This window comes from Rhodoferax sp. (assembly GCF_028714215.1).
Lineage (GTDB): Bacteria > Pseudomonadota > Gammaproteobacteria > Burkholderiales > Burkholderiaceae_C > Rhodoferax.
This window is the reverse complement of sequence record NZ_JAQTMS010000033.1, coordinates 1-20,763: the sequence shown is the minus strand read 5'-3', so window position 1 is coordinate 20,763 and position 20,763 is coordinate 1. Positions and strand designations below refer to the sequence as shown.

Genomic DNA, 20,763 nt, shown 5'->3' with positions numbered 1-20,763 from the left:
GCTTGCCGTTGCGACGCGGCGAACTGTCGAGCAATTTTTCATTATTGGAATTGCGACAAAAAGCGGATATCGCCGTCAAAAAACAGACGCAGATCGTTCACGCCGTAGCGCAACATGGTGAATCGATCAACACCCATGCCAAAGGCAAAACCGATGAATTTCTCGGGCTCCAGGCCCATATTTCGGATCACATTGGGATGGACCTGGCCTGAGCCCCCCACTTCCAGCCAGCGACCTGCAAGGGCCCCGCTCTGGAACTGAATGTCGATCTCGGCGCTAGGCTCGGTGAACGGAAAAAAACTGGGGCGGAATCGCAGCACCAGGTCGTCAGACTCAAAAAGTGCACGGCAAAAATCCGTCAAGACATACTTGAGATCCTTGAAGCTGACGTTCTCGCCCACCCACAGCCCCTCGCACTGGTGGAACATGGGCGAATGCGTGGCGTCGCTGTCGACACGGTAGGTGCGACCCGGCGCAATGACGCGAATCTCGGGCATGGAACCTGAAAATAGCGCTTCACTGCTCGACCCAGCGCCAGCGGCCGCACGGTATTTCTTCACGTGCTGCACCGCATGGCGGATCTGCATCGGGCTGGTGTGGGTGCGCAGCAAATTGGGCGCGGCAGCGGAGCCGCCTTCGACGTAGAAGGTGTCGTGCATGGAGCGCGCCGGGGGATCCTCGGGCGTGTTCAAGGCGGTGAAGTTGAACCAGTCGGTCTCGATTTCCGGGCCTTGCGCCACCTCGAAACCCATGGAGCCGAAGATCGCCTCAATGCGTTCCAGCGTCAGCGACACCGGATGCAGTCCGCCCGGCCCGCGCTGACGGCCCGGCAAGGTAACGTCCAGCGCTTCGGCCCGCAGTTGCGCCTGCAATTCGGCGTCGGCGAGGGCTTGGCGACGCTGGTTCAGGGCTGCTTCAATGGCTTGCTTGGCCAGGTTGATGGCTGCGCCGCGTGACTTTTTTTCGTCCACCGACAAGGCAGCCATGCCCTTCATCAGTTCCGTGATTCGACCCGACTTGCCCAGAAACAAGGCTTTGGCGTTCTCCAGGTCAGCCGGTGTGCCGGCCTGCTCGAAGGCGGTTTTGGCACTGTCAACGACGATCTTCAACTCGTTCATAAATTCTCTTGTAGTTCCGCTATAAGGTCAGTACCAACCCGTCTTCTCCGACTACGCCATTTCATTGAAAAAGGGCTAGCGCTTTTTCAAGCTCTAGCCCTTGTTTCTGCTGCCTGGACCGCCACACTGAAAAGTCGGGGACAGGGCTGACACCGATAGTGCAGCGCTCTGTCCGCCAAGTTTCAGCCTGGCGAACCAAGGTGAACTCAAGCAGCCAGCTTGGCCTTGACCTGTTCCACAATGCCAGCAAAAGCGGCCATGTCGTGCACCGCGATATCGGACAAGACCTTGCGATCGATCTCGATGTTCGCCTTCTTCAGACCGTTGGCGAACTGGCTGTAAGTCATGCCGCACTGACGCGCAGCGGCATTGATACGGGCAATCCACAACTGACGAAAGACACGCTTCTTGGTACGACGGTCACGGTAGGCATATTGCCCGGCCTTCATCACCGCTTCTTTGGCGACGCGGAAGACATTGCCGCGGCGGCCGCGGAAACCTTTTGCAAGGGCTAAAACTTTCTTATGGCGGGCGTGAGCCGTTACACCACGTTTGACGCGAGGCATGTGATTACTCCTTGTTCGTCGTTAATTAAATACCACGGCCTGGCAGCATCTGTGCCATGCGACCGAGGTCGGCCACATGAACAGCTGTCGCACCACGCAAATGGCGTTTATTTTTGGTGGTCTTCTTGGTCAGAATGTGACGTTTGAAGGCTTGACCGCGTTTCACGGTGCCACCTGGACGGACGCGGAAGCGTTTCTTCGCCGCGCTCTTGGTCTTCATTTTGGGCATATTCATGCTCCTTCTTCATTGTGCTCGCGAGGCGTCTGCAAACTATTTGCAGCCTTGTTGGCCCCGAGCCACTTCTGGCTGGTAGGTATTACCCCACCCTCCTTCTTTACAGCGCACCGGTCATTCAAACCAATGCGCCACAAAACCTTAAGACACCGCTGCGCTGGCCGTGTCCGCGGCCGGCTTGGCCGCAACCTTCTTCTTACCAGGCGCAATCATCATGATCATCTGGCGCCCTTCGAGCTTGGGAAACTGCTCAATCAGAATCAAATCACCCAACTCGGCACGAATACGATTCAACAAGGCCATGCCAAGTTCCTGGTGCGTAATCTCGCGTCCCCGAAACCGCAAGGTGATCTTGCACTTGTCGCCCTCGGCCAAAAAGCGCTTGATGTTGCGCATCTTGATGTTGTAGTCGCCATCGTCGGTACCGGGGCGGAACTTGATTTCCTTGATTTCAATAACCGTCTGCTTGGCTTTCGCTTCCGCCGCCTTTTTCTGCTCCTGGTACTTGAACTTGCCGTAATCCATCAAACGACAGACCGGCGGTATCGCCGTGGCAGAAATCTCGACCAGATCGACATCCAGTTCGCCTGCCATGCGCAGGGCTTCCATCAAACTAACCACTCCAAGCGGCTCGTTTTCGATGCCAGACAGTCGAACTTCCGGGGCCATGATTTCCCGGTTCAGGCGATGTTTGCGTTCTTCGCGGTGACGGCGGTCACGAAATTCAGTAGCGATGGCTTAATCCTTCACAAATTCAGCTACAAAAACGTAGCAACAACCGCTTTGCACACGCAAGCAAACTGCCATCTTGCTGGATGCCAGCTCAGACAACAGACTTGTTAGTGATATCGGCTGCGACTATCTGCACGAATGCATCGAGGGACATCACACCGAGGTCTTGACCACCCCGGGCGCGCACTGCAACGGTACCCGCTGCCTTCTCCTTGTCGCCAACGACCAGGATATAGGGCAGCTTCTGCATTGAATGCTCGCGTATTTTATACGTAATTTTCTCGTTACGCAGATCAGTCACCGCCCTAAGCTCTTGATTTGGCAGTGATTTCTTCAATTTTTCGACAATTTCACGACAGTAATCGGCTTGCGCATCGGTGATATTGAGCACCGCCAGTTGCACCGGGGCCAGCCAGGTTGGCAGAGCGCCGGCACTTTCCTCGATCAAAATCCCGATAAAACGCTCCAAACTGCCAACAATCGCGCGGTGCAACATCACCGGCCGATGGCGGGCACCGTCTTCTCCCACATACTCGGCGTCCAGCCGTTCGGTCATGAAGAAATCGACCTGCATCGTTCCACACTGCCACTGGCGGCCGATGGCGTCCTTCAGTGTGTACTCGATCTTGGGACCGTAGAAGGCGCCCTCACCCGGAGTGATCTCGAATTCGCAGCCCGACATGCGCAGGCTTTCCATCAGTGCGTGCTCGGCCTTGTCCCAACTCTCGTCCGATCCGATGCGTTTTTCGGGACGCGTCGCAATCTTGTAGATGATGTTCCTGAAACCAAAATCGGCATAGACTTTTTGCAACAGGGCCGTGTAATCGACACACTCCTGCAGGATCTGATCCTCGGTGCAAAAAATGTGGCCGTCGTCCTGCGTGAAGCCACGCACCCGCATGATCCCGTGTAGCCCGCCGGAAGCCTCGTTGCGGTGGCACTGGCCGAACTCGCCGTAGCGCAGCGGCAGGTCGCGGTAGCTTTTGATGCCCTGCTTGAAAATCAGGATGTGACCGGGACAGTTCATCGGCTTCAACGCGTACTCGCGCTTTTCCGACTCGGTGATGAACATGTTCTCGCGGTACTTGTCCCAGTGACCGGTTTTCTCCCACAAGGTTTTATCGAGAAGTTGCGGGCCCTTGACCTCCTGATAGCCGTTGTTTCTATAGACCTGGCGCATGTACTGTTCAACCCCCTGCCACAGGGTCCAGCCCTTGGGGTGCCAAAACACCAGACCCGGAGCGTGGTCGTCGATATGAAACAGATCGAGTTCACGGCCCAGCTTGCGGTGATCGCGCTTTTCGGCTTCCTCCAGCATCGTCAGGTGCTGTTGCAATTCGTCCTTGGTGGCCCAGGCCGTGCCGTAAATGCGCTGCAGCATTTCATTGCGGTGATCACCGCGCCAATAGGCACCGGCGAGTTTCATCAGCTTGAAAAATCTCAGCTTGCCAGTGCTGGGCACATGCGGCCCGCGACACAGGTCTTCGAACTTGCCTTCGCGGTACAGCGACACGTCTTCGTTGGCCGGAATGCTGGCAATGATCTCGGCCTTGTAGTGCTCGCCCAGGCCCTTGAAATAGGCCACCGCCTGGTCGCGTGGCAACACGCGGCGCAGCACCGGCTCGTCCTTGGCGGCGAGTTCGCTCATCTTCTTCTCGATGGCCGTCAGATCTTCCAGCGTAAAAGGCCGCTGGAACGAGAAGTCGTAGAAAAAGCCGTGCTCAATCACCGGACCGATGGTGACCTGGGCCTGCGGGAACAGTTCCTTCACGGCATACGCCAACAGGTGGGCGGTCGAGTGGCGAATCACTTCCAGACCCTCGGCATCCTTGGCCGTAACGATGGACAGGGAACTGCTGGCCTCGATCAGATAACTGGTATCGACCACCTTGCCATCAACCTTGCCGGCCAGCGCCGCTTTGGCCAAGCCGGCACCGATGGAGGCCGCCACCTCGGCCACCGTCACCGGGCCAGCATATTCACGTTTCGAACCATCGGGCAAAGTAATGAAAATCATGATGCAACAAAATTTGAAAATAAAAAAAGCGCGGTAAAGACCGCGCTTGACTGTGCTTGCTAGCCAACTACGCCCAAGGCGCACGGACTACGACCCTGGAAGCTATGCCGAAGTGCTCCATGTAGTTCGCGGTGTCATAACCAGGTTGCCTTTCTCGCTCTTTTTGCAGGAATGAAGCGCCGAGTTTAACAAAAATGGTCTGCGTCCCCAACCACCGGGTGACGCAGACCTGTTTCTTTGGCTTCAGCAGGCAGTGCGTGCCGGGACGACTTTAGTGAAACTGCTCTTCTTCGGTGGAGCCGGTCAACGCGGTCACGCTGGACTTGCCGCCCTGGATCGCGGTGGTGACTTCGTCGAAGTAACCGGTGCCCACCTCCTGCTGGTGCGAGACAAAACTGTAGCCCCGCTCGCGTGCCGCGAATTCGGGCTCCTGCACTTTTTCCACATAGGCCGACATGCCGCGCTTGACGTAGTCCTGTGCCAGGTCAAACATGTTGAACCACATGGAATGGATGCCGGCCAGCGTGATGAACTGGTACTTGTAACCCATGGCGCCCAGTTCTTTCTGGAAGCTGGCAATGGTGGCGTCGTCCAGATTCTTCTTCCAGTTGAACGACGGCGAGCAGTTGTAGGCCAGCAGCTTGCCGGGGTGCGCCTTGCGCACGGCTTCGGCAAACTTGCGCGCGAACTCCAGGTCCGGCGTACCGGTTTCGCACCACACCAGGTCAGCGTATTCGGCGTAGGCGACAGCACGGGCGATCGCCTGGTCGAGTCCCTTGCGGGTTTTGTAAAAGCCTTCGGCGGTGCGCTCGCCGGTCAGGAAAGGCTGGTCGTTGGCGTCGTAGTCGCTGGTCAGCAAGTCCGCGGCTTCGGCATCGGTGCGGGCAATCACCAGCGTCGGCACGCCGCAGACGTCGGCGGCCATGCGCGCGGCAATCAGCTTTTGGCAGGCTTCAGCGGTTGGCACCAACACCTTGCCACCCATGTGACCGCACTTCTTCACGGCAGCCAGTTGGTCCTCCCAGTGCACGCCGGCGGCACCGGCCTTGATCATGTTCTTCATCAACTCGAAGGCGTTGAGGACACCGCCAAAACCAGCTTCGGCGTCGGCCACGATGGGGGCGAAGTTGTCAATGTAGCCGGCATCACCGGCATCAATGCCCTTGGAATGCTGGATTTCATCGGCACGACGGAAGGTGTTGTTGATGCGCTCCACCACTTTGGGCACCGAGTCCACCGCGTACAGGGACTGGTCCGGGTACATGGAGGCCGAGGAGTTGTTGTCGGCGGCGACCTGCCAGCCCGACAGGTAGATGGCCTGCACGCCGGCCTTGACCTGCTGCATGGCCTGGCCACCGGTCAGCGCCCCCAGGCAGTTGACATAGTCCTCGGTGTTCACCAGATTCCAGAGCTTTTCGGCGCCGCGGCGAGCCAGTGTGTACTCAATCGGAAAGGAACCACGCAAACGCACCACATCAGCGGCGCTGTAACCACGCTTGATACCTTTCCAGCGCGGGTTGGTCGCCCAGTCTTTTTCCAGTGCGGCGATCTGTTGTTCGCGGCTCAATTGTTCGATGATGGCTTGGGGCATGAAATCACTCCTTGGGTTGATTAAAACAGTCGGTACCAGGTGCTTGGCAAGCCCGATTCCGATGAATTAATCTTAAGTCTTGTATAAGACCAATTGTCGTCTTATGTCTTATAGAAGACATAAATTAACTTCAATTAAATCAAAGAGTTACAGATAGAAATTCGTAATATGAAATCAATTTTTCCACTTTGAGAAAATATGATGCAACGCAACAATTTCAGTTTCCATGATCCAAAATTACAGTTTTGTATTATGAAATATCAAAATGCGTCTGCGTAGCGCCGCATTTCCCAGGCGCCGACCTGTTGGCTGTATTCGTCCCATTCCTGTCTTTTGAGTTTGATGAACTCATCGCAAAACGCTTCGCCTAGCGCTGATGTCAAGGCGTGGTCGATCGCCAGGGCCTCGATGGCACAACCCAGGTCACGCGGCAAACGCGCCGGCATGGGCGCGCCGGCCGCTTGGCACTGGTACAAATCGGTATCGCAGGCAGGCGGCGGCAGCATCCCCTGATCGATGCCATTCAGGCCGGCGGCCAGGGTAGCGGCAATGGCCGCGTAGACGTTGCACGAGGGGTCCGGCAAACGCCATTCGATGCGCCCGGCGACGGTGCGCACGAGGCAAGTCCGGTTGTTCTCGCCATAGCTCTTCCAGACCGGCGACCAGGTGGTGCCGGAAGCACTGCTGCTGCAGGCCAGCCGCTTGTAACTGTTGACCGTGGGTGCGCACAACGCGCTCAAGCCATCGGCGTGGTGCAACAAGCCGGCTACGAAGCGGTAGCCCTGCACGCTCAATTGATGCGCATCCGCGTCATCGGTGAAGACCGCCAGGCCCTGCGCGTCGGTCACGCTCAAATGAAAGTGCAAACCACTGCCCGGCGCATTGGCAAAAGGCTTGGGCATGCAACTGAAGGTCATGCCGTGTTTTTCGGCGATGGCGTGCGCCGTCAGTTTGAACAGCATATAGCGGTCGGCCGCCGCCAGCGCAGCGTCAAAACGGTAATTGATTTCATACTGGCCACAGGCGTCCTCGTGGTCCATCTGCTGCAGGTCGAAACCCAATTCAGTGAGCGCCAGACGCATGTCTTCGAGAAAGCCCCGATTGCGATGGATGGACTTCAGGTCATAAGAGGGCTTGTCAAGCCGGTCTTGACCATCTGCTGCCAACCAGTGCCCCTGCTGGTCCTGCCGCAACAGGAAAAACTCGGGCTCTATGCCGACCCACAAAGTCCAACCCCGCTCTTTCAGACGCTCCAGTTGGCGCTTGAGCAGTTGGCGGGAACAGGTGGCCAGCGCTTCGCCGCCGGCATAGCCGTCGCACACGGCATGCGCCACGCCGGGCATGAATGGCAGAGGTCGCAGCGACTCCAACTGGACCCGGCCGTAGTATTCGCTGCGCTTGCCGAAGCGCCCCAGGCCAGTGCCCCAGATGCTGGGGCCGGCAAACCCGGCACCGCTGTGCACCCATTCACGCAGGTTTTGCAAGGGAACCAGTTTGCCTTTGGCAACACCATGCATGTCGGAAAACTGCGTCAAGACACTGTGTATTCCCCGCGCCGCCAAGGCCTCGATGGTGGACTCAATCGACATGCCGGACTCTCATGCGCCTAAAACCTCATCAAGAATCCGCAAGGCCTCGTCGAAGACACTGTCTTCCACCGTCAACGGAAACAGAAAGCGCAATACGTTGCCGTAGACACCACAGCTCAGTAGCAGCAAGCCCTTCTTCAGCGCGGCCTGCTGCACCCGTTTGGTCAGCTCGGCATCCGGCGCAGCGGTTTCGGGGTTGACGAATTCACAGGCGATCATGGCGCCCAGACCGCGAACATCGGCAATCGTCTTGTTATTGCGCTGCAGCCGGCTCAAGCGCTCCCGCAGGCGCGTGCCCAGCACGTTGGCGCGCTCCACCAGGTGTTCTTCCTGCATGATGTCCAGCACCGCCAGCGCCGCGGCAATCGCCAGCGGGTTGCCGGCGTAGGTTCCGCCCAGCCCGCCCGGGGCGGGAGCGTCCATGATGGCGCTCTTGCCCACCACGGCCGACAAGGTGGTGCCGCCGGCCATGCTCTTGGCCATGGTCATCAAGTCGGGAGCGACGCCAAAGTGCTCCATCGCAAACATCTTGCCGGTGCGGGCGAAACCGGTCTGCACTTCATCGGCGATCAGCACGATGCCATGCTGGTCGCACAAGGCGCGCAGCCACTGCACCGCCTCCTTCTGGATGACGTTGAAACCGCCCTCGCCTTGCACCGGCTCGAACACGATGGCAGCCACCCGCGAAGGCTCGATATCGCACTTGAACAACTGCTCCATGGCGCGCTGGCAGTCGGCCAGTGCGACGCCTTGGCTGGGGAAAGGCACATGGTAGATTTCCGGCGGAAAAGGACCAAAACCCGCCTTGTAGGGCTGCACCTTGCCGGTCAGCGAGACGGCAAACAGGCTGCGGCCATGAAAAGCGCCACCAAAGGCAATGACGCCGCCGCGCCCGGTGGAGGCGCGGGCAATCTTGACGGCGTTCTCGATGGCTTCCGCGCCGGTCGAGAAAAAAGCCGCCTTCTTGGGCCCGGCAATGGGCGTGATGGCAATGATGCGTTCGGCCAGGGCGACGTACTCGGTGTAGGGCACCACCTGGTAGCAGCTGTGCGTGAAGCGCTGCAACTGGGCCGCAATGGCGGCCTGAATCTTCGGGTGGCAATGTCCGGTATTGAGCACCGCAATGCCGCCGGCAAAATCGATAAAGCGACGTCCTTCAATATCCCACAGCTCGGCGTTCCTGGCGTGGTGGATAAAGAAGTCGCTCATGACACCGACGCCGCGCGGCGTCGCCGCCAGGCGGCGGCTGTGCCACTGGGCGTTGGAAGGAAGGTCACTGTTTTTCATAACTGCATTCATCGCAAATTCTCCAGTCAAATTTTCAGACCCCGGGGTTCACACCGGGCTGTCAATGCGTATCCAGGTGGTTTTGGTTTCGGTGTACTTGTCAAAAGCGTGCAGCGACTTGTCGCGCCCGACGCCGCTTTGTTTGTAGCCGCCAAAGGGCACCGTGATGTCGTCCTCGTCATACTGGTTTACATGCACGGTGCCGGCACGCAAGGCGCGGGCCACGCCATGCGCCTTGTTGATATCGCGCGTCCAGACCGCCGCCTGCAAGCCGTAAACGCTCTGATTGGCCTGACGCACCACATCGGCGGCATCGGTAAAGGAGAGCACCGACAGAACCGGGCCAAAAATCTCTTCCCGCGCAATCGTCATGTCATTGCGCACGCCATCGAAAATAGTCGGTTGCACATAGCAGCCACCGGTCTCGATCAGGGCCTGCTCGCCACCGGCCAGCAGCTTGGCGCCCTCGCTCTTGCCGCTTTCAATGTAGCGCAGGACGCTGTTCATCTGGGTTTTATCAACGATCGCGCCCATCACGGTGGCCTGGTCCAGCGGATTGCCCGGCGCATAGCCTGGTACCAGGGCCAGCGCCTTCTCCAGAAACCGCTCCTTGATGCCGGCCTCGACGAACAGGCGCGAGGGTGCATTGCAGCTCTCGCCCTGGTTGAAGAAAATGCTGCCCACGGCGGCGGCCACCGCTTTGTCCAGGTCCGGGCAATCGGCAAAAACGATGTTGGGCGATTTGCCGCCCAGTTCGGTCCAGGCGCGCTTGAGGTTGCTCTGCCCGGCCATCTGGTGGATTTGCTTGCCGACCCGAGTCGAGCCGGTGAACGCAATGCAGTCCACATCCATGTGCAGCGCCAGCGGTGAGCCGGCTTCCGCTCCGTAGCCGGTCACCACATTGAAGACTCCCGTCGGAATCCCCGCCTCCAGTGCCAGATCGGCCATGCGCAAAGCGGTCAGGGGCGATTTCTCACTCGGTTTGAGCACCACCGAGTTGCCTGCCGCCAACGCCGGCGCAATCTTCCAGGCAGCCATGATCATGGGGTAATTCCAGGGCACGATGACACCCACCACGCCGACCGGCTCGCGCGTGATGAGGGCCAGCGCGGTACTGGCCGTCGGCGCGATTTCGTCATAAATTTTGTCCACCGCTTCACCGTACCAGCGAATGCAATTGGCGGCGCTGTTGACGTCCACCGCGCGGGCGTACTTGACGGGCTTGCCCATGTCCAGGGTTTCGGTCAAGGCCAGTTCATCGCCGTTGGCCTGCAGCAGGTCGGCAAAACGAATCATGATGCGTTTGCGCTGCGCTGGTGCCAGGCCGCGCCAGCGGCGGTCTTCAAAGGCGGCGCGCGCGGCCGCCACGGCGGCATCGACATCGGCCTCGGCGCAGCGGGCCACCGTGGTCAGCGTTCGACCATCGACCGGTGAAATGCAGTCAAAGGTTTCGCCACTGACAGACGCCGTGCGCTGCCCGTTGATCAGTGCCCGGCCATCAAACCGGGTTTGCGGGGCGGTATTCACAGTGTTCATAAAAGTACCCAAGTGGATTGATATTCATGCTTGAAAGTGGCACCAGGGGTTGCCACAAATAACAACGGGGCGGCATTGCTGCCAGCCCCGTGGAAATATTTTGCCGGGTGCTATTGCCACCCGCGCAATCGTTAGAACGACACGACGACCGAGGTTCCCAGCAGGATGTTCCGGTTCTTGTAGATTCCAGCGGCCCCGCTCGGGTCGTTTCTGAAGTCCTGGAACACGTCTTTGGTCGCGCCATCGTAACGCAATTCCATCTTCCAGGTGGTGGTCGGATTGAGCAAATAATTCAGACCCAGAGACAGTGCGTACCGGTTGGCCCCCACCAGTTCCGAAATGGTGCCGGCGGTGTAATCCGCGATGTCCTGCTGCGAGGCGCCAAAACCGTTGCGGGAGTCGAAAGCAATGCCGGCCGCGGTGCTGTTGGCATAGCCGAACACGCCACCACCGTTTTTCGAATTATTGATGTAGTCGGCGCGTGCTATGGCCTGCAGTCTGGGCGTCAGTTTATAGCCCGCCAGACCGGACAAACCCCACCACTGGGCATCGGTTGGCCCGTTCAACTGGTCAGCTCCCATGCCAGCCCATTTGCCGGCCCCAACCTGCCCCTGAAAAGTCCAGTCGCCACGCGTGAAATAGCCGTCGACCTCGAAAATGTCAAGCCGGTTGGCGCCAAAGGTGTGGGTTCCGGCAAAGCCAAAACCGCTGAACTCGCCCTTGCTGTAGTCGACCCGGTAATTCAGCGAGGGGTCCTTGTCGCCCGATGCCCGAGCCACCTGGTTGACATTGCCAACCAGGAATTTGGCGATCCATTGGCCACGCGTGATTTCCATGCCGGCGCCGCTGTAGAAGCTGGGGATGGTGAAATCGAACAGCATGTTGTGGGTGATCAGGGGCTGCTGGTTAGCCCACAGATACTCGTAGCCGGACCAGTCCGGGACCTGGCCTGCCAACAGCCGGGTCTGCTGGTCGATCAAGGGAATGGAGACCGAGGCCTCATGAACAATGGAGCCCAGGTTATAGGCGGAACTGGCCGCTTTGTGGGGCGCCAGCGTCAGGCGCCATTTGTTGCCCCCTTCGGTCTCTTTTTGCAAATCCAGCATGGCCTGACCAAAATTTCCGTTGTCGAACGCGTACGGCGCCTCGCCGCTGCGGGCGTCGAAGTTGTTCAGGAAAATAAAACCCGACCGGTCCTGGTTCTGACTGTAGATAAAGGTCGGATCGATCAGGCCGTTGATCTTCAGGCCCTTGAGACCCGAGCTGTCCAACGCATCCTCGGTCGATTCGGCCTTGATCTTGACGCGGTTGAACTCTTGCGGATCGACCTGCGCCTGGCTGGCGGCGGGCGCCGCCGTGCTGGCTTCCATTTTTTTCATCAGCACCTGAAGCTGCTGTTTCAGCAAGTCGATTTCCTGCTTCAACTCGGCATTGGTTTGCGCATGCGCGGATTGCGCCATGGGGAATGCTGCGGCGATTGCAACAGCCAGAAAAGACAGCCTATTTTTCATTGTTACTCCAAAATAAATGACTCAAAAAATTCAAGCGCCGACACCCCGGAACGCCGCCGACATCTCTTGCGCACGCCGGCGCTCCGCACGCGAAAGCCAGATGCTCGCAAGTACCACCCCAACACTGACAACCGCCACCGTCAACGTCGCCACGGTGTTGACACTGGGACTCAGACCCAGGCGCGCGCGGCTGAAGATCGTGATCGGCATGGTGGTGGACCCGGGCCCGGAGAGAAAGGCCGACAACACCACATCGTCCAGCGACAAGGTGAAAGTCAACAGCCAGGCCGAGCCAATAGCCTGCGAGATCAACGGCAGCGTGACCAGAAAGAAAACCTGCCAGGGACGACAGCCCAGGTCCTGGGCCGCTTCTTCGAGTTGCGGACTCATCTCCTGAAGACGCGACTGCACCACCACCGTGGCATAAGCCATGCCCAGCAAGGTGTGGCCGAACCAGATCGTCATCAAACCACGATCAGGAAAGCCAAAAGCACGCTGCACCGACACCAGCATCAGCAGCAACGACAGGCCAATGATGACTTCCGGCATCACCAGCGGCGAATTCACCATCCCGGCAAACAAAGTGCGGCCCGGAAAACGCTTGAAGCGGTTCAGGGCGAGCGCCGCCAGGGTGCCCAGAACCACCGACGCACAAGCGGTCAGGAAGGCAATCTCCAGCGACAGCTTGAAACCGGTAATGATCTCGACGTCCTTCGCCAGCGCCGAATACCAGCGCAGCGACCAGCCGCCCCAACTGGTGACCATCGGGCTGGCGTTGAAACTCAGCACAATCAGCGTCAGAATCGGAAGGTAAAGGAAGACAAATACCGCAGTCATCCAGACCCTGGACGTCAGGCGGCCGGCATTGATTTTCATGTCCGACCTCCCGCTGTGTTTTCCGCCTGGTACTTGTTGAACAAGGCCAGCGGAACAATGATCAGCAACACCATCACCACGGCCACCGTGGCCGCCATGGGCCAGTCGTTGTTGCTGAAAAATTCATCCCACAAGACCCGCCCGATCATCAGGGTCTGCGGTCCGCCCAACAGTTCGGGAATCACGAACTCCCCGACACAGGGAATGAAGACCAGCATCGAACCGGCAATGATCCCGCTCTTGGACAGCGGCACCGTGACGCGCCAGAACGCCTGCCATGGCGTGGCCCCGAGATCCAGCGCAGCTTCCAGCAAACTCAAGTCCATCTTTACCAGGTTGGCATAAAGCGGCAGGATCATGAACGGAACATAGGTGTAGACCATGCCCAAGACCAGTGAAAACGGGGTATTCATCATCTTCACCGGTTCCGCCAGAAACCCCATGGCGATGGCGACGTTGTTGAAAACGCCACTGTCGGCCAGCAACATCTTCCAGGCGTAGACGCGCAGCAGGAACGAAGTCCAGAACGGCAACATCACCAGCATCAGCAAGGCCGGGCGCCGGTCGGCCGGGCTGCGCGCCATGAAGTAGGCAAAAGGATAGGCAATCAACAGGCAGATCACGGTCGTGATGCCGGCAAATTTGAGCGAACTCAGGTAAGTCTGGAAATAGAGATCGTCCAGCGCAATGAAAATGTAGTTGCCGAGCTTGATCTTGAGCTGCAGCACCCCATCGGCCCAGACAAACAAGTCCTTGAAAACCACGTTGTCCATTTCCGACACGCTGATCTTGAATACCACCAGAAACGGCAATAGAAAAAACACCAGCAAAAACACCAGCGGAACACCGATCACCGCCTTGCGACCCCAGGCGCCGGTCAGCTTGTCGTGCAGAAAGGACACCGGTTTGACAGCCGTGGTCATGACCTGTTCACCTTGTCAAAACCACAACATCGCTGCCGCACCACCAGACGTACACCCGGTCGCCCCAGGTCAGTTGGGTGGCGTCATGCCGGGCCGCATTGGTGTGCGTCACCTTGACCACGGTGCTGCCGCCGTCAAGCTGGACGTGGTAAGTGGTGAGGCTGCCCAGGTAGGCCAAATCCTTGATCACCCCCTGTGCCACATTGAAACCAATTTGTTCCGGCGACTCGCGCTCCTCGTCCCGCGGCGCTTCCAGCTGAATGCTCATTTTCTCGGGACGCACGGCAACGTGCACGGTCATGCCGCTGGTCCCGGTGATACCGTGACTCACGTAATGCCGGCATTCCGGCGAGCTGATCACGACGTGGTCCGCCTCGTCCACCTCGACCGTTCCCTTGAACAGGTTGACGCTGCCGATAAAGTCGGCGACAAAGCGGCAATTGGGTGTTTCGTAAATATCGGAAGGCCGTCCGATCTGCAGAATCTTGCCTTCGCTCATGACGCCGATCCGGGTCGCCATGACCATCGCCTCTTCCTGGTCATGCGTGACCATGACGCAGGTCACGCCGACTTGCTCGATGATGTCCACCAGCTCAAGCTGGGTTCGCTCGCGCAACTTCGCGTCCAGCGCACCCAGCGGCTCGTCCAGCAACAGCAATTGCGGGCGCTTGGCCAGGCTGCGCGCCAACGCCACCCGTTGCTGCTGGCCGCCCGACAGTTGATGCGGCTTGCGCTTGGCATAGGCCTTCAACTGCACCAATTCCAGCATCTGGCCGACACGCGCCTCGATCTCCCCTTTCGGCAGCGCATCCCGGCGCAAGCCGAAGGCGATGTTGTCCCAGACACTGAGATGCGGAAACAACGCATAGCTCTGGAACATCATGTTGATGGGACGCTCATACGGGGCCAGGCCCACGATGTCCTTGCCCGCCAGCATGATCTGCCCCGATGTCGGCACCTCAAACCCGGCCAGCATGCGCAGCAGGGTCGACTTGCCGCAGCCCGACGAGCCCAGCAGGGCAAAGATTTCACCCTGCTGGATGTCCAGCGAAACATCGTCGACCGCAAACACCTCGTCAAATTGCTTGACGATGCGTTTGATTTGCAAGAACGGCGCAGCCCCCGGTTTACCCAATGGCGCTTTGGAATTTGAGGCAGTGACCACCGGTAAATCCTTAATCAGGCACGCTCAAGGCGATCAGAAGCCGGTCTTGAAGGCCGTGTAAACACGGGTGATCTGACGCCGGATATCGTTGTTCAGGGCCTTCGGCGGCACCATCGTTTTCATTTCGGCCGAAGACGGGAACACGGACGGGTTTTGCGCCACTTCAGGCTTCACGAATTGGCGTGACGCCTTGTTCGGATTGGCATAGAAAACCTTGTTCGTCAGCGAAGCGTGCACTTCGGCCCGCATGATGTAGTTCATGAACAGGTGGGCGTTTTTGGGATGCGGCGCGTCGGCCGGAATGGCCATCATGTCAAAGAACAGCAGTCCGCCATTTTTCGGAATCAAGGCCACGATGTCCTGGCCATTTTTCGCGTCGATGGCGCGCTGGCGGGCGATGTTGATGTCCCCCGACCAGCCCAGCGCCAGACAAATGGAGCCGCCGGCCATGTCGTTGATATAACCCGACGAACTGAACAGCGTGATGTAGGGACGCACCGCTTTCAGAACCGCGCTGGCCTCCTGGTAATCGGCCGGATTCTTGCTGAACGGGTCCTTGCCGATGTAGTGCAGCGCGGCCGGCAAAACTTCAGAGGCGCTGTCAAGAACCGACACGCCACAGCTCTTCAATTTGCTGATGTATTTGGGATTGAAAAAGAGCTCCCAGACATTGGCCGGCATCGGCTCGGCACCGAGGGCGGCTTTCACCTTGGCGGTGTTGATGCCAACCGTGGTGTAACCCCACAACCAGTTGACCAGGTACTGATTGCCCGGATCGAGACTGGCGATCTGGTTCTGAATATCCGGATCCATGTTTTTCAGATTCGGCAACTGCGCCTTGTCGAGCTTGCGCAGCAGACCACCCTCCATTTGCAGCTTGGCCCAGCCCGACGATGGCACCACGATGTCGTAGCCGGTCTTGCCGGCCACCAGCTTGGCATGCAGGATCTCATTGTTGTCAAAGGTGTCGTAGCGCACCTTGATGCCGGTTTCCTTCTCGAAATTCTGGATCGTGTCCTCGGCGATGTAGTCCGACCAGTTGTAGATATTGAGAACCTTTTCCTCCTGGGCCAGCGCCGAAGAGGCGGCGAAAGTCAGCGCGCCCGCCAAAGCCAGGCCAGCCATCAGCTTGCCCATTAACGTTTTCCCAAATGTATTGCCCACTTCATTCTCCTGAAATAATCGATCGAACATGCCAAAAAAAGTTGGATGGTAAACGGCTTTACCAGCGCCTTCCATCCATGCAATCCCTATGCCAACCAGCCATTTTTCTTGACCTCCTGATAAGTCAAGTCAAGACAGCGGGTGATCAACGCCACCATTTCGTCAATTTGGGCATGCGTCATGGTCAGCGGCGGCGCAATGATCATGCGATCGCCGACGGCACGCATGATCAATCCGTTACTGAAACAGTGGCCGCGGCAAATCATGCCGACCGACAGATTTTCGGCAAAGCGTTCCAGACGCTGCTTGTTTTTCACCAGCACCAGACCGGCCGTGAAACCGCAGGTCTCGGCCGCGCCGACCAGCGGGTGCTGCCCGATCTCGACAAAGCGCTGCGCCAGATAAGGCCCAATGTCATCCCGCACCCGCTGCGGCAGTTGCTCGCGCTCCATGATCTCAAGGTTGGCCAAGGCAACGGCGCAAGCCACCGGATGGCCGCTGTAGGTGTAGCCGTGGTTGAACTCGCCGCCTTTTTCAATCAGCACCTTGGCCACCCGATCCCCCACCAGCACGCCACCCAGGGGGATATAGCCGCTGGTGACACCTTTGGCAAAAGTCACCAGATCGGGTTTGTAGCCAAATTTTTCGTAGGCGAACCAGGCGCCGAGCCGGCCAAAAGCGCAGATCACCTCGTCGCTGATCAGCAGGATTCCGTACTTGTCGACGATGCGCTGGATCTCGGGCCAATAGGTGGCCGGCGGAATGATGACGCCGCCGGCGCCCTGAATTGGTTCGGCAATGAAGGCCGCCACCTTGTCGGCACCAATTTCGAGAATTTTGGCCTCCAGCCAGCCGGCCGCGCGCACTCCAAAATCGTGCACGCTTTCACCCGGCAGAGCGTTCTCGAAGAAGTACGGTTGCTCGATGTGCGTGATGTTGGGAATCGGCAAATCGCCTTGCGCGTGCATGCCGCTCATGCCACCCAGGGAGGCGCCCGCCATGGTGCTGCCATGGTAGGCATTGATCCGGCTGATGATGACCTTGCGCTGCGGTTGACCCAGCAAATCCCAGTAGCGTCGTACCATGCGCACGTTGGAGTCGTTGCTCTCGCTGCCGCTGCTTGAGTAAAACACATGCTGGAAGCTGCGCTCGCCCACCTTCGGTGCCAGCTTGGCCAACTTGGCCGCCAGTTGCACCGCTGGCACATTGGTGGTCTGGAAAAAACTGTTGTAGTAGGGCAGCGTCATCATCTGGCGATGGGCGGCGTCGGCCAGTTCTTTGCGCCCATAGCCCACATTCACGCACCACAAACCGCTCATGGCATCGAGTATCTTGGCACCCTCGGAGTCCCAGATATAAATGCCCTCGCCTCGGGTGATAACGCGGGAACCGTGCCCCGCCAAATCCTTGAAGTCGGTGAACGGGTGCAAAAAGTGGGCGCTGTCCAGCGCTTGAATCGCCTTGGTGTCGACCGCCGGCAGGCGCTGAACCAGGGCCGGCGGCGCGATCACGGAAGACAGTGGGTTGGTGCTCATAAAAATCCAATCAAAATCGGGGGAATACCCAGCATCAGGGAATGTCAAAAAGCAGATCCGGCGTCAGACGTGCAGCAGCAGGTGCTCACGCTCCCAGGGCGAAATCACCTTCATGAACTCATCAAACTCCAACTCCTTGATCTCCGAGTACACCGTGATGAATTCCTTGCCCAGCACCTCGTGCAGATCCGACTCCTTGCGCAACCAGTCCAGCGCCTCGCCCAGACTGCGCGGCAGCGAATAAGGCGACAGATAGGCATCGCCCTTCATTTCGGCTTTCGGCTTGATCTTGTTTTTCAGACCCAGATAGCCGCAGGCCAGGGTCATGGCCAAGGCCACATAGGGATTGGCGTCGGCGCCGATCACGCGGTTTTCCACGCGCCGCGCCTCGGGCGAGGAAATCGGCGAGCGGATGCCCACGGTGCGGTTGTCATAACCCCACTCGATATTGATAGGCGCGGCGGTATTGCGCGACAGCCGGCGGTAGCTGTTGACGTAAGGCGCCACCAGCACCATGGCCGCCGGGATGTAGCGCTGCAAGCCGCCGATGTAATGCATGAAGGCTTCCGACGGCGAGCCGTCTTCGTTGCTGAAAATATTCTTGCCGGTGGCCGTGTTCAGGATGCTCTGGTGCACATGCATGGCACTGCCCGGCTCGCCGGCAATCGGTTTCGCCATGAAGGTGGCGTACATGTCGTGGCGCAGCGCCGCCTCGCGCACCGTGCGCTTGAAAAAGAACACCTCGTCGGCCAGTCCCAACGGCTCGGCATGGAAGAAATTGATCTCCATCTGCCCGGCGCCGACCTCGTGAATCAAGGTGTCGACATTGAGTTCCATCTTGTCGCAGTAATCGTAGATTTCCTCGAACAAGGGATCGAATTCATTCACCGCATCGATGCTGTAGGCCTGGCGCGAAGTCTCGGCCCGCCCGCTGCGACCGATGGGAGCACGCAGCAAAGTGTTGGGATCGGTATTGCGCGCGGTCAGGTAAAACTCAAGCTCCGGCGCCACGATCGGCTGCAAGCCTTCGCTGGCGAACAGATCGCAGACCCGGCGCAGCACCGTTCTGGGGGCGAACGGAACCAGGTTGCCTTTGTGATCGAAGCAATCGTGAATCACCTGCGCCGTCGGGTCGGCGGCCCAGGGAACAATGCGCGTCGTTGACGGGTCGGGGCGCAACTGCATGTCCTTGTCGGTCGGATCGATGACGTCGTAATAAGGACCGCTCTCCGGGAACTCTCCAGTCACCCCCATCGCCACGATGGCTTGCGGCAGCCGCATGCCGCGGTCTTCCGTGAACTTGGCGCGCGGCAGAATTTTCCCGCGCGCGACACCGGTCAAGTCGGGTACCAGGCACTCCACTTCGGTAACGCGCCGCTCGTTGAGCCATTGCTCCAGATCGTTGAAATTCATCGTTTTCTTGTCATTCATGAAATACTCCCCACTGCACATGGCAGCTTGTGTTCAGAGTCAGGCCTAGCGGCACTTTGTCGCGCGCTACAGGCCTGACCGAAAGCTTGAAAGATGCGCACGGAAAATGGATTTTGCGCCGCCTGCCACTCCGGATGCCATTGCACCGCCAGGGTGAACTGCGGCTGTTGCGGCAGGTGGACCGCTTCTATCAGCCCGTCCGGCGCATAGGCCAACGGCTGCAAGCCCCGGCCCAGCGTTCTGATGCCCTGGCCGTGCAAGGAGTTGACCTGGATTTCGCCTTGCTGCATCAGGTCGGCAAACCAGGTACCGGGCAGCAGGCGCACGCCATGGGCGTCGGCATATTGCTCCGGCACGGTGGCGGCGTAGTCCTCGCGGTGATCCAGCAGTCCGGGGATGTCGTACAGCTTCTGATGCAGGTCGCCGCCCAGCGCCACATTGAGTTCCTGCAGGCCGCGGCAAATGCCGAAAAAAGGCAAACCCATCTCCAGGGCGGCGCGGATCAGCGGCTGATCGAACTGGTCGCGTCCCTGGTCCAGTTCCTTGTCGGGCGTCAAATTCGGCTGGCCATACAGCACCGGGTCGATGTTGGTGCCGGCGCCGGTCAGGTACACGCCATCGACCATGGACAGGTATTGCGCAAGATTTTCCTGACCGAAGCAGGTCGGCACCAGCAAGGGCACACAGCCGGCGTGCTCCAACAACGGGCGGATGTACTTGCTGGTCATCACCTGGTAGTCATGGCCTTTGCGTTGCTGGGCGCCCATCGACATGAGGACCACCGGGCGGCGCTGGGCGCTTTGATTTTTACGAGAAATATTTTGGAACATTTGTCACCTGGGAGCACTGGCGTCCGTCACTGCCGATCAGGACAAGCCTCAGTCTCTGCGTATTGTTTGTGCCATTGTGCCGGTGCAATTGGTTCAAAATGGGGGCCAGTTAAACCAAGTAGATGGTGCCACTTTATGCTCTCTGAACTTTTGTTGACCGAAATTGCACGCCTGAGTCTGCAGGGCAAGCTGCCGCTGCACCGCCAGTTGTACGAGGCCTTGCGGCGCGCCATTCTGGACGGCAAGCTGACCGCCGGCGAGCGCCTGCCGTCCAGCCGCGAACTGACGCAAGACCTGAATCTGTCGCGCAATACGGTGGTGGCGGCCCTCAATCAGCTGGCCGTCGAGGGCTATCTGGTGAGCAGCATAGGCAGCGGCACCTTTGTCAACGACAGCGTGCCCAGAGCGGCCGCGCGCCGGCCGTCGGCGCAACACGGCCACGGCATGAAGCTGTCACGCCGCGGCCAGGCCCTGGCGACCAGCTTCTGCGCCACCCAACTGGAAATTCAACCGTTCACGCCCGGTATCGCGGACTTCAGCGCCTTCCCGGTGGCGCTCTGGCAGCGTCTGCAGAACAAGCACTGGCGCATGACTTACCCCGATATGCTCGACTACAGCTACTCCGGTGGCTACGCGCCGCTGCGCCGCTCGGTGGCC

The 20,763-nt window shown here is 59.0% G+C and carries 18 protein-coding genes; 1 reads left to right on the top strand and 17 read right to left on the bottom strand.

Annotated elements, in window-relative coordinates; genetic code table 11:
- Positions 1–41: 41 nt before the first annotated feature.
- The 17 genes from pheS to PHS32_RS15070 form a co-directional block, all read right to left on the bottom strand.
- Positions 42–1,118 carry a phenylalanine--tRNA ligase subunit alpha gene (pheS, locus tag PHS32_RS15150; RefSeq protein WP_301079865.1) on the bottom strand — a complete coding sequence of 359 codons (1,077 nt, stop codon included), beginning with the start codon at positions 1,116–1,118 and terminating at the stop codon, positions 42–44.
- A 206-nt stretch (positions 1,119–1,324) separates the two neighbouring features.
- On the bottom strand, positions 1,325–1,684 hold the full coding sequence (rplT, locus tag PHS32_RS15145) for a 50S ribosomal protein L20 (RefSeq protein ID WP_301079864.1): 360 nt from the start codon (positions 1,682–1,684) through the stop codon (positions 1,325–1,327).
- 25 nt (positions 1,685–1,709) lie between these two features.
- On the bottom strand, positions 1,710–1,913 hold the full coding sequence (rpmI, locus tag PHS32_RS15140) for a 50S ribosomal protein L35 (RefSeq protein WP_301079902.1): 204 nt from the start codon (positions 1,911–1,913) through the stop codon (positions 1,710–1,712).
- A 147-nt stretch (positions 1,914–2,060) separates the two neighbouring features.
- On the bottom strand, positions 2,061–2,654 hold the full coding sequence (gene infC / locus PHS32_RS15135) for a translation initiation factor IF-3 (RefSeq protein ID WP_301079901.1): 594 nt from the start codon (positions 2,652–2,654) through the stop codon (positions 2,061–2,063).
- An 88-nt stretch (positions 2,655–2,742) separates the two neighbouring features.
- On the bottom strand, positions 2,743–4,668 hold the full coding sequence (gene thrS, locus PHS32_RS15130) for a threonine--tRNA ligase (protein WP_301079863.1): 1,926 nt from the start codon (positions 4,666–4,668) through the stop codon (positions 2,743–2,745).
- Between the two features lie 271 nt (positions 4,669–4,939).
- Positions 4,940–6,259 (bottom strand): isocitrate lyase, encoded by a 1,320-nt coding sequence (aceA, locus tag PHS32_RS15125; protein WP_301079862.1) that lies wholly within the window; start codon positions 6,257–6,259, stop codon positions 4,940–4,942.
- A gap of 260 nt (positions 6,260–6,519) precedes the next feature.
- Complete coding sequence (glnT, locus tag PHS32_RS15120) at positions 6,520–7,848, bottom strand: type III glutamate--ammonia ligase (protein ID WP_301079861.1); 1,329 nt, start codon at positions 7,846–7,848, stop codon at positions 6,520–6,522.
- A gap of 9 nt (positions 7,849–7,857) precedes the next feature.
- Complete coding sequence (gabT, locus tag PHS32_RS15115) at positions 7,858–9,135, bottom strand: 4-aminobutyrate--2-oxoglutarate transaminase (RefSeq protein ID WP_301079860.1); 1,278 nt, start codon at positions 9,133–9,135, stop codon at positions 7,858–7,860.
- 48 nt (positions 9,136–9,183) lie between these two features.
- Positions 9,184–10,671 carry an aldehyde dehydrogenase gene (locus tag PHS32_RS15110; protein ID WP_301079859.1) on the bottom strand — a complete coding sequence of 496 codons (1,488 nt, stop codon included), beginning with the start codon at positions 10,669–10,671 and terminating at the stop codon, positions 9,184–9,186.
- Positions 10,672–10,802: 131 nt separating this feature from the next.
- The gene (locus PHS32_RS15105) at positions 10,803–12,131 is read right to left on the bottom strand and encodes a DUF3138 family protein (RefSeq protein ID WP_301079858.1); all 1,329 of its coding nucleotides are present in this window, start codon (positions 12,129–12,131) and stop codon (positions 10,803–10,805) included.
- A gap of 81 nt (positions 12,132–12,212) precedes the next feature.
- Positions 12,213–13,058 carry an ABC transporter permease subunit gene (locus PHS32_RS15100; protein ID WP_301079857.1) on the bottom strand — a complete coding sequence of 282 codons (846 nt, stop codon included), beginning with the start codon at positions 13,056–13,058 and terminating at the stop codon, positions 12,213–12,215.
- Complete coding sequence (locus PHS32_RS15095) at positions 13,055–13,981, bottom strand: ABC transporter permease subunit (protein ID WP_301079856.1); 927 nt, start codon at positions 13,979–13,981, stop codon at positions 13,055–13,057. The genes PHS32_RS15100 and PHS32_RS15095 overlap by 4 nt, the downstream gene beginning before the upstream one ends.
- A gap of 7 nt (positions 13,982–13,988) precedes the next feature.
- Positions 13,989–15,146, bottom strand: coding sequence for a polyamine ABC transporter ATP-binding protein (gene potA / locus PHS32_RS15090; protein WP_301079855.1), 1,158 nt, complete (start codon positions 15,144–15,146; stop codon positions 13,989–13,991).
- Positions 15,147–15,179: 33 nt separating this feature from the next.
- Complete coding sequence (locus tag PHS32_RS15085) at positions 15,180–16,271, bottom strand: polyamine ABC transporter substrate-binding protein (RefSeq protein ID WP_301079900.1); 1,092 nt, start codon at positions 16,269–16,271, stop codon at positions 15,180–15,182.
- Between the two features lie 125 nt (positions 16,272–16,396).
- Positions 16,397–17,845 carry an aspartate aminotransferase family protein gene (locus tag PHS32_RS15080; RefSeq protein WP_301079854.1) on the bottom strand — a complete coding sequence of 483 codons (1,449 nt, stop codon included), beginning with the start codon at positions 17,843–17,845 and terminating at the stop codon, positions 16,397–16,399.
- A 63-nt stretch (positions 17,846–17,908) separates the two neighbouring features.
- Positions 17,909–19,276, bottom strand: coding sequence for a glutamine synthetase family protein (locus PHS32_RS15075; RefSeq protein WP_301079853.1), 1,368 nt, complete (start codon positions 19,274–19,276; stop codon positions 17,909–17,911).
- On the bottom strand, positions 19,273–20,106 hold the full coding sequence (locus PHS32_RS15070) for a gamma-glutamyl-gamma-aminobutyrate hydrolase family protein (RefSeq protein ID WP_301079852.1): 834 nt from the start codon (positions 20,104–20,106) through the stop codon (positions 19,273–19,275). The genes PHS32_RS15075 and PHS32_RS15070 overlap by 4 nt, the downstream gene beginning before the upstream one ends.
- A 135-nt stretch (positions 20,107–20,241) precedes the next feature.
- Between PHS32_RS15070 and PHS32_RS15065 the strand changes: the two genes are divergently transcribed.
- The coding region (locus PHS32_RS15065) for a GntR family transcriptional regulator (RefSeq protein WP_301079851.1) at positions 20,242–20,763 on the top strand (522 nt) is incomplete at its 3' end.

Excerpts from the sequence above, each read along its gene's own strand:
- gabT (WP_301079860.1), bottom strand. The coding sequence starts at position 9,135 with ATGAAAAACAGTGACCTTCCTTCCAACGCCCAGTGGCACAGCCGCCGC.
- glnT (WP_301079861.1), bottom strand. The coding sequence starts at position 7,848 with ATGTCGATTGAGTCCACCATCGAGGCCTTGGCGGCGCGGGGAATACAC.
- PHS32_RS15110 (WP_301079859.1), bottom strand. The coding sequence starts at position 10,671 with ATGAACACTGTGAATACCGCCCCGCAAACCCGGTTTGATGGCCGGGCA.
- PHS32_RS15075 (WP_301079853.1), bottom strand. The coding sequence starts at position 19,276 with ATGAATGACAAGAAAACGATGAATTTCAACGATCTGGAGCAATGGCTC.
- aceA (WP_301079862.1), bottom strand. The coding sequence starts at position 6,259 with ATGCCCCAAGCCATCATCGAACAATTGAGCCGCGAACAACAGATCGCC.
- PHS32_RS15095 (WP_301079856.1), bottom strand. The coding sequence starts at position 13,981 with ATGACCACGGCTGTCAAACCGGTGTCCTTTCTGCACGACAAGCTGACC.
- pheS (WP_301079865.1), bottom strand. The coding sequence starts at position 1,118 with ATGAACGAGTTGAAGATCGTCGTTGACAGTGCCAAAACCGCCTTCGAG.
- PHS32_RS15070 (WP_301079852.1), bottom strand. The coding sequence starts at position 20,106 with ATGTTCCAAAATATTTCTCGTAAAAATCAAAGCGCCCAGCGCCGCCCG.
- PHS32_RS15080 (WP_301079854.1), bottom strand. The coding sequence starts at position 17,845 with ATGAGCACCAACCCACTGTCTTCCGTGATCGCGCCGCCGGCCCTGGTT.
- thrS (WP_301079863.1), bottom strand. The coding sequence starts at position 4,668 with ATGATTTTCATTACTTTGCCCGATGGTTCGAAACGTGAATATGCTGGC.
- PHS32_RS15105 (WP_301079858.1), bottom strand. The coding sequence starts at position 12,131 with ATGGCGCAATCCGCGCATGCGCAAACCAATGCCGAGTTGAAGCAGGAA.
- rpmI (WP_301079902.1), bottom strand. The coding sequence starts at position 1,913 with ATGCCCAAAATGAAGACCAAGAGCGCGGCGAAGAAACGCTTCCGCGTC.
- PHS32_RS15100 (WP_301079857.1), bottom strand. The coding sequence starts at position 13,058 with ATGAAAATCAATGCCGGCCGCCTGACGTCCAGGGTCTGGATGACTGCG.
- PHS32_RS15085 (WP_301079900.1), bottom strand. The coding sequence starts at position 16,271 with ATGGCTGGCCTGGCTTTGGCGGGCGCGCTGACTTTCGCCGCCTCTTCG.
- rplT (WP_301079864.1), bottom strand. The coding sequence starts at position 1,684 with ATGCCTCGCGTCAAACGTGGTGTAACGGCTCACGCCCGCCATAAGAAA.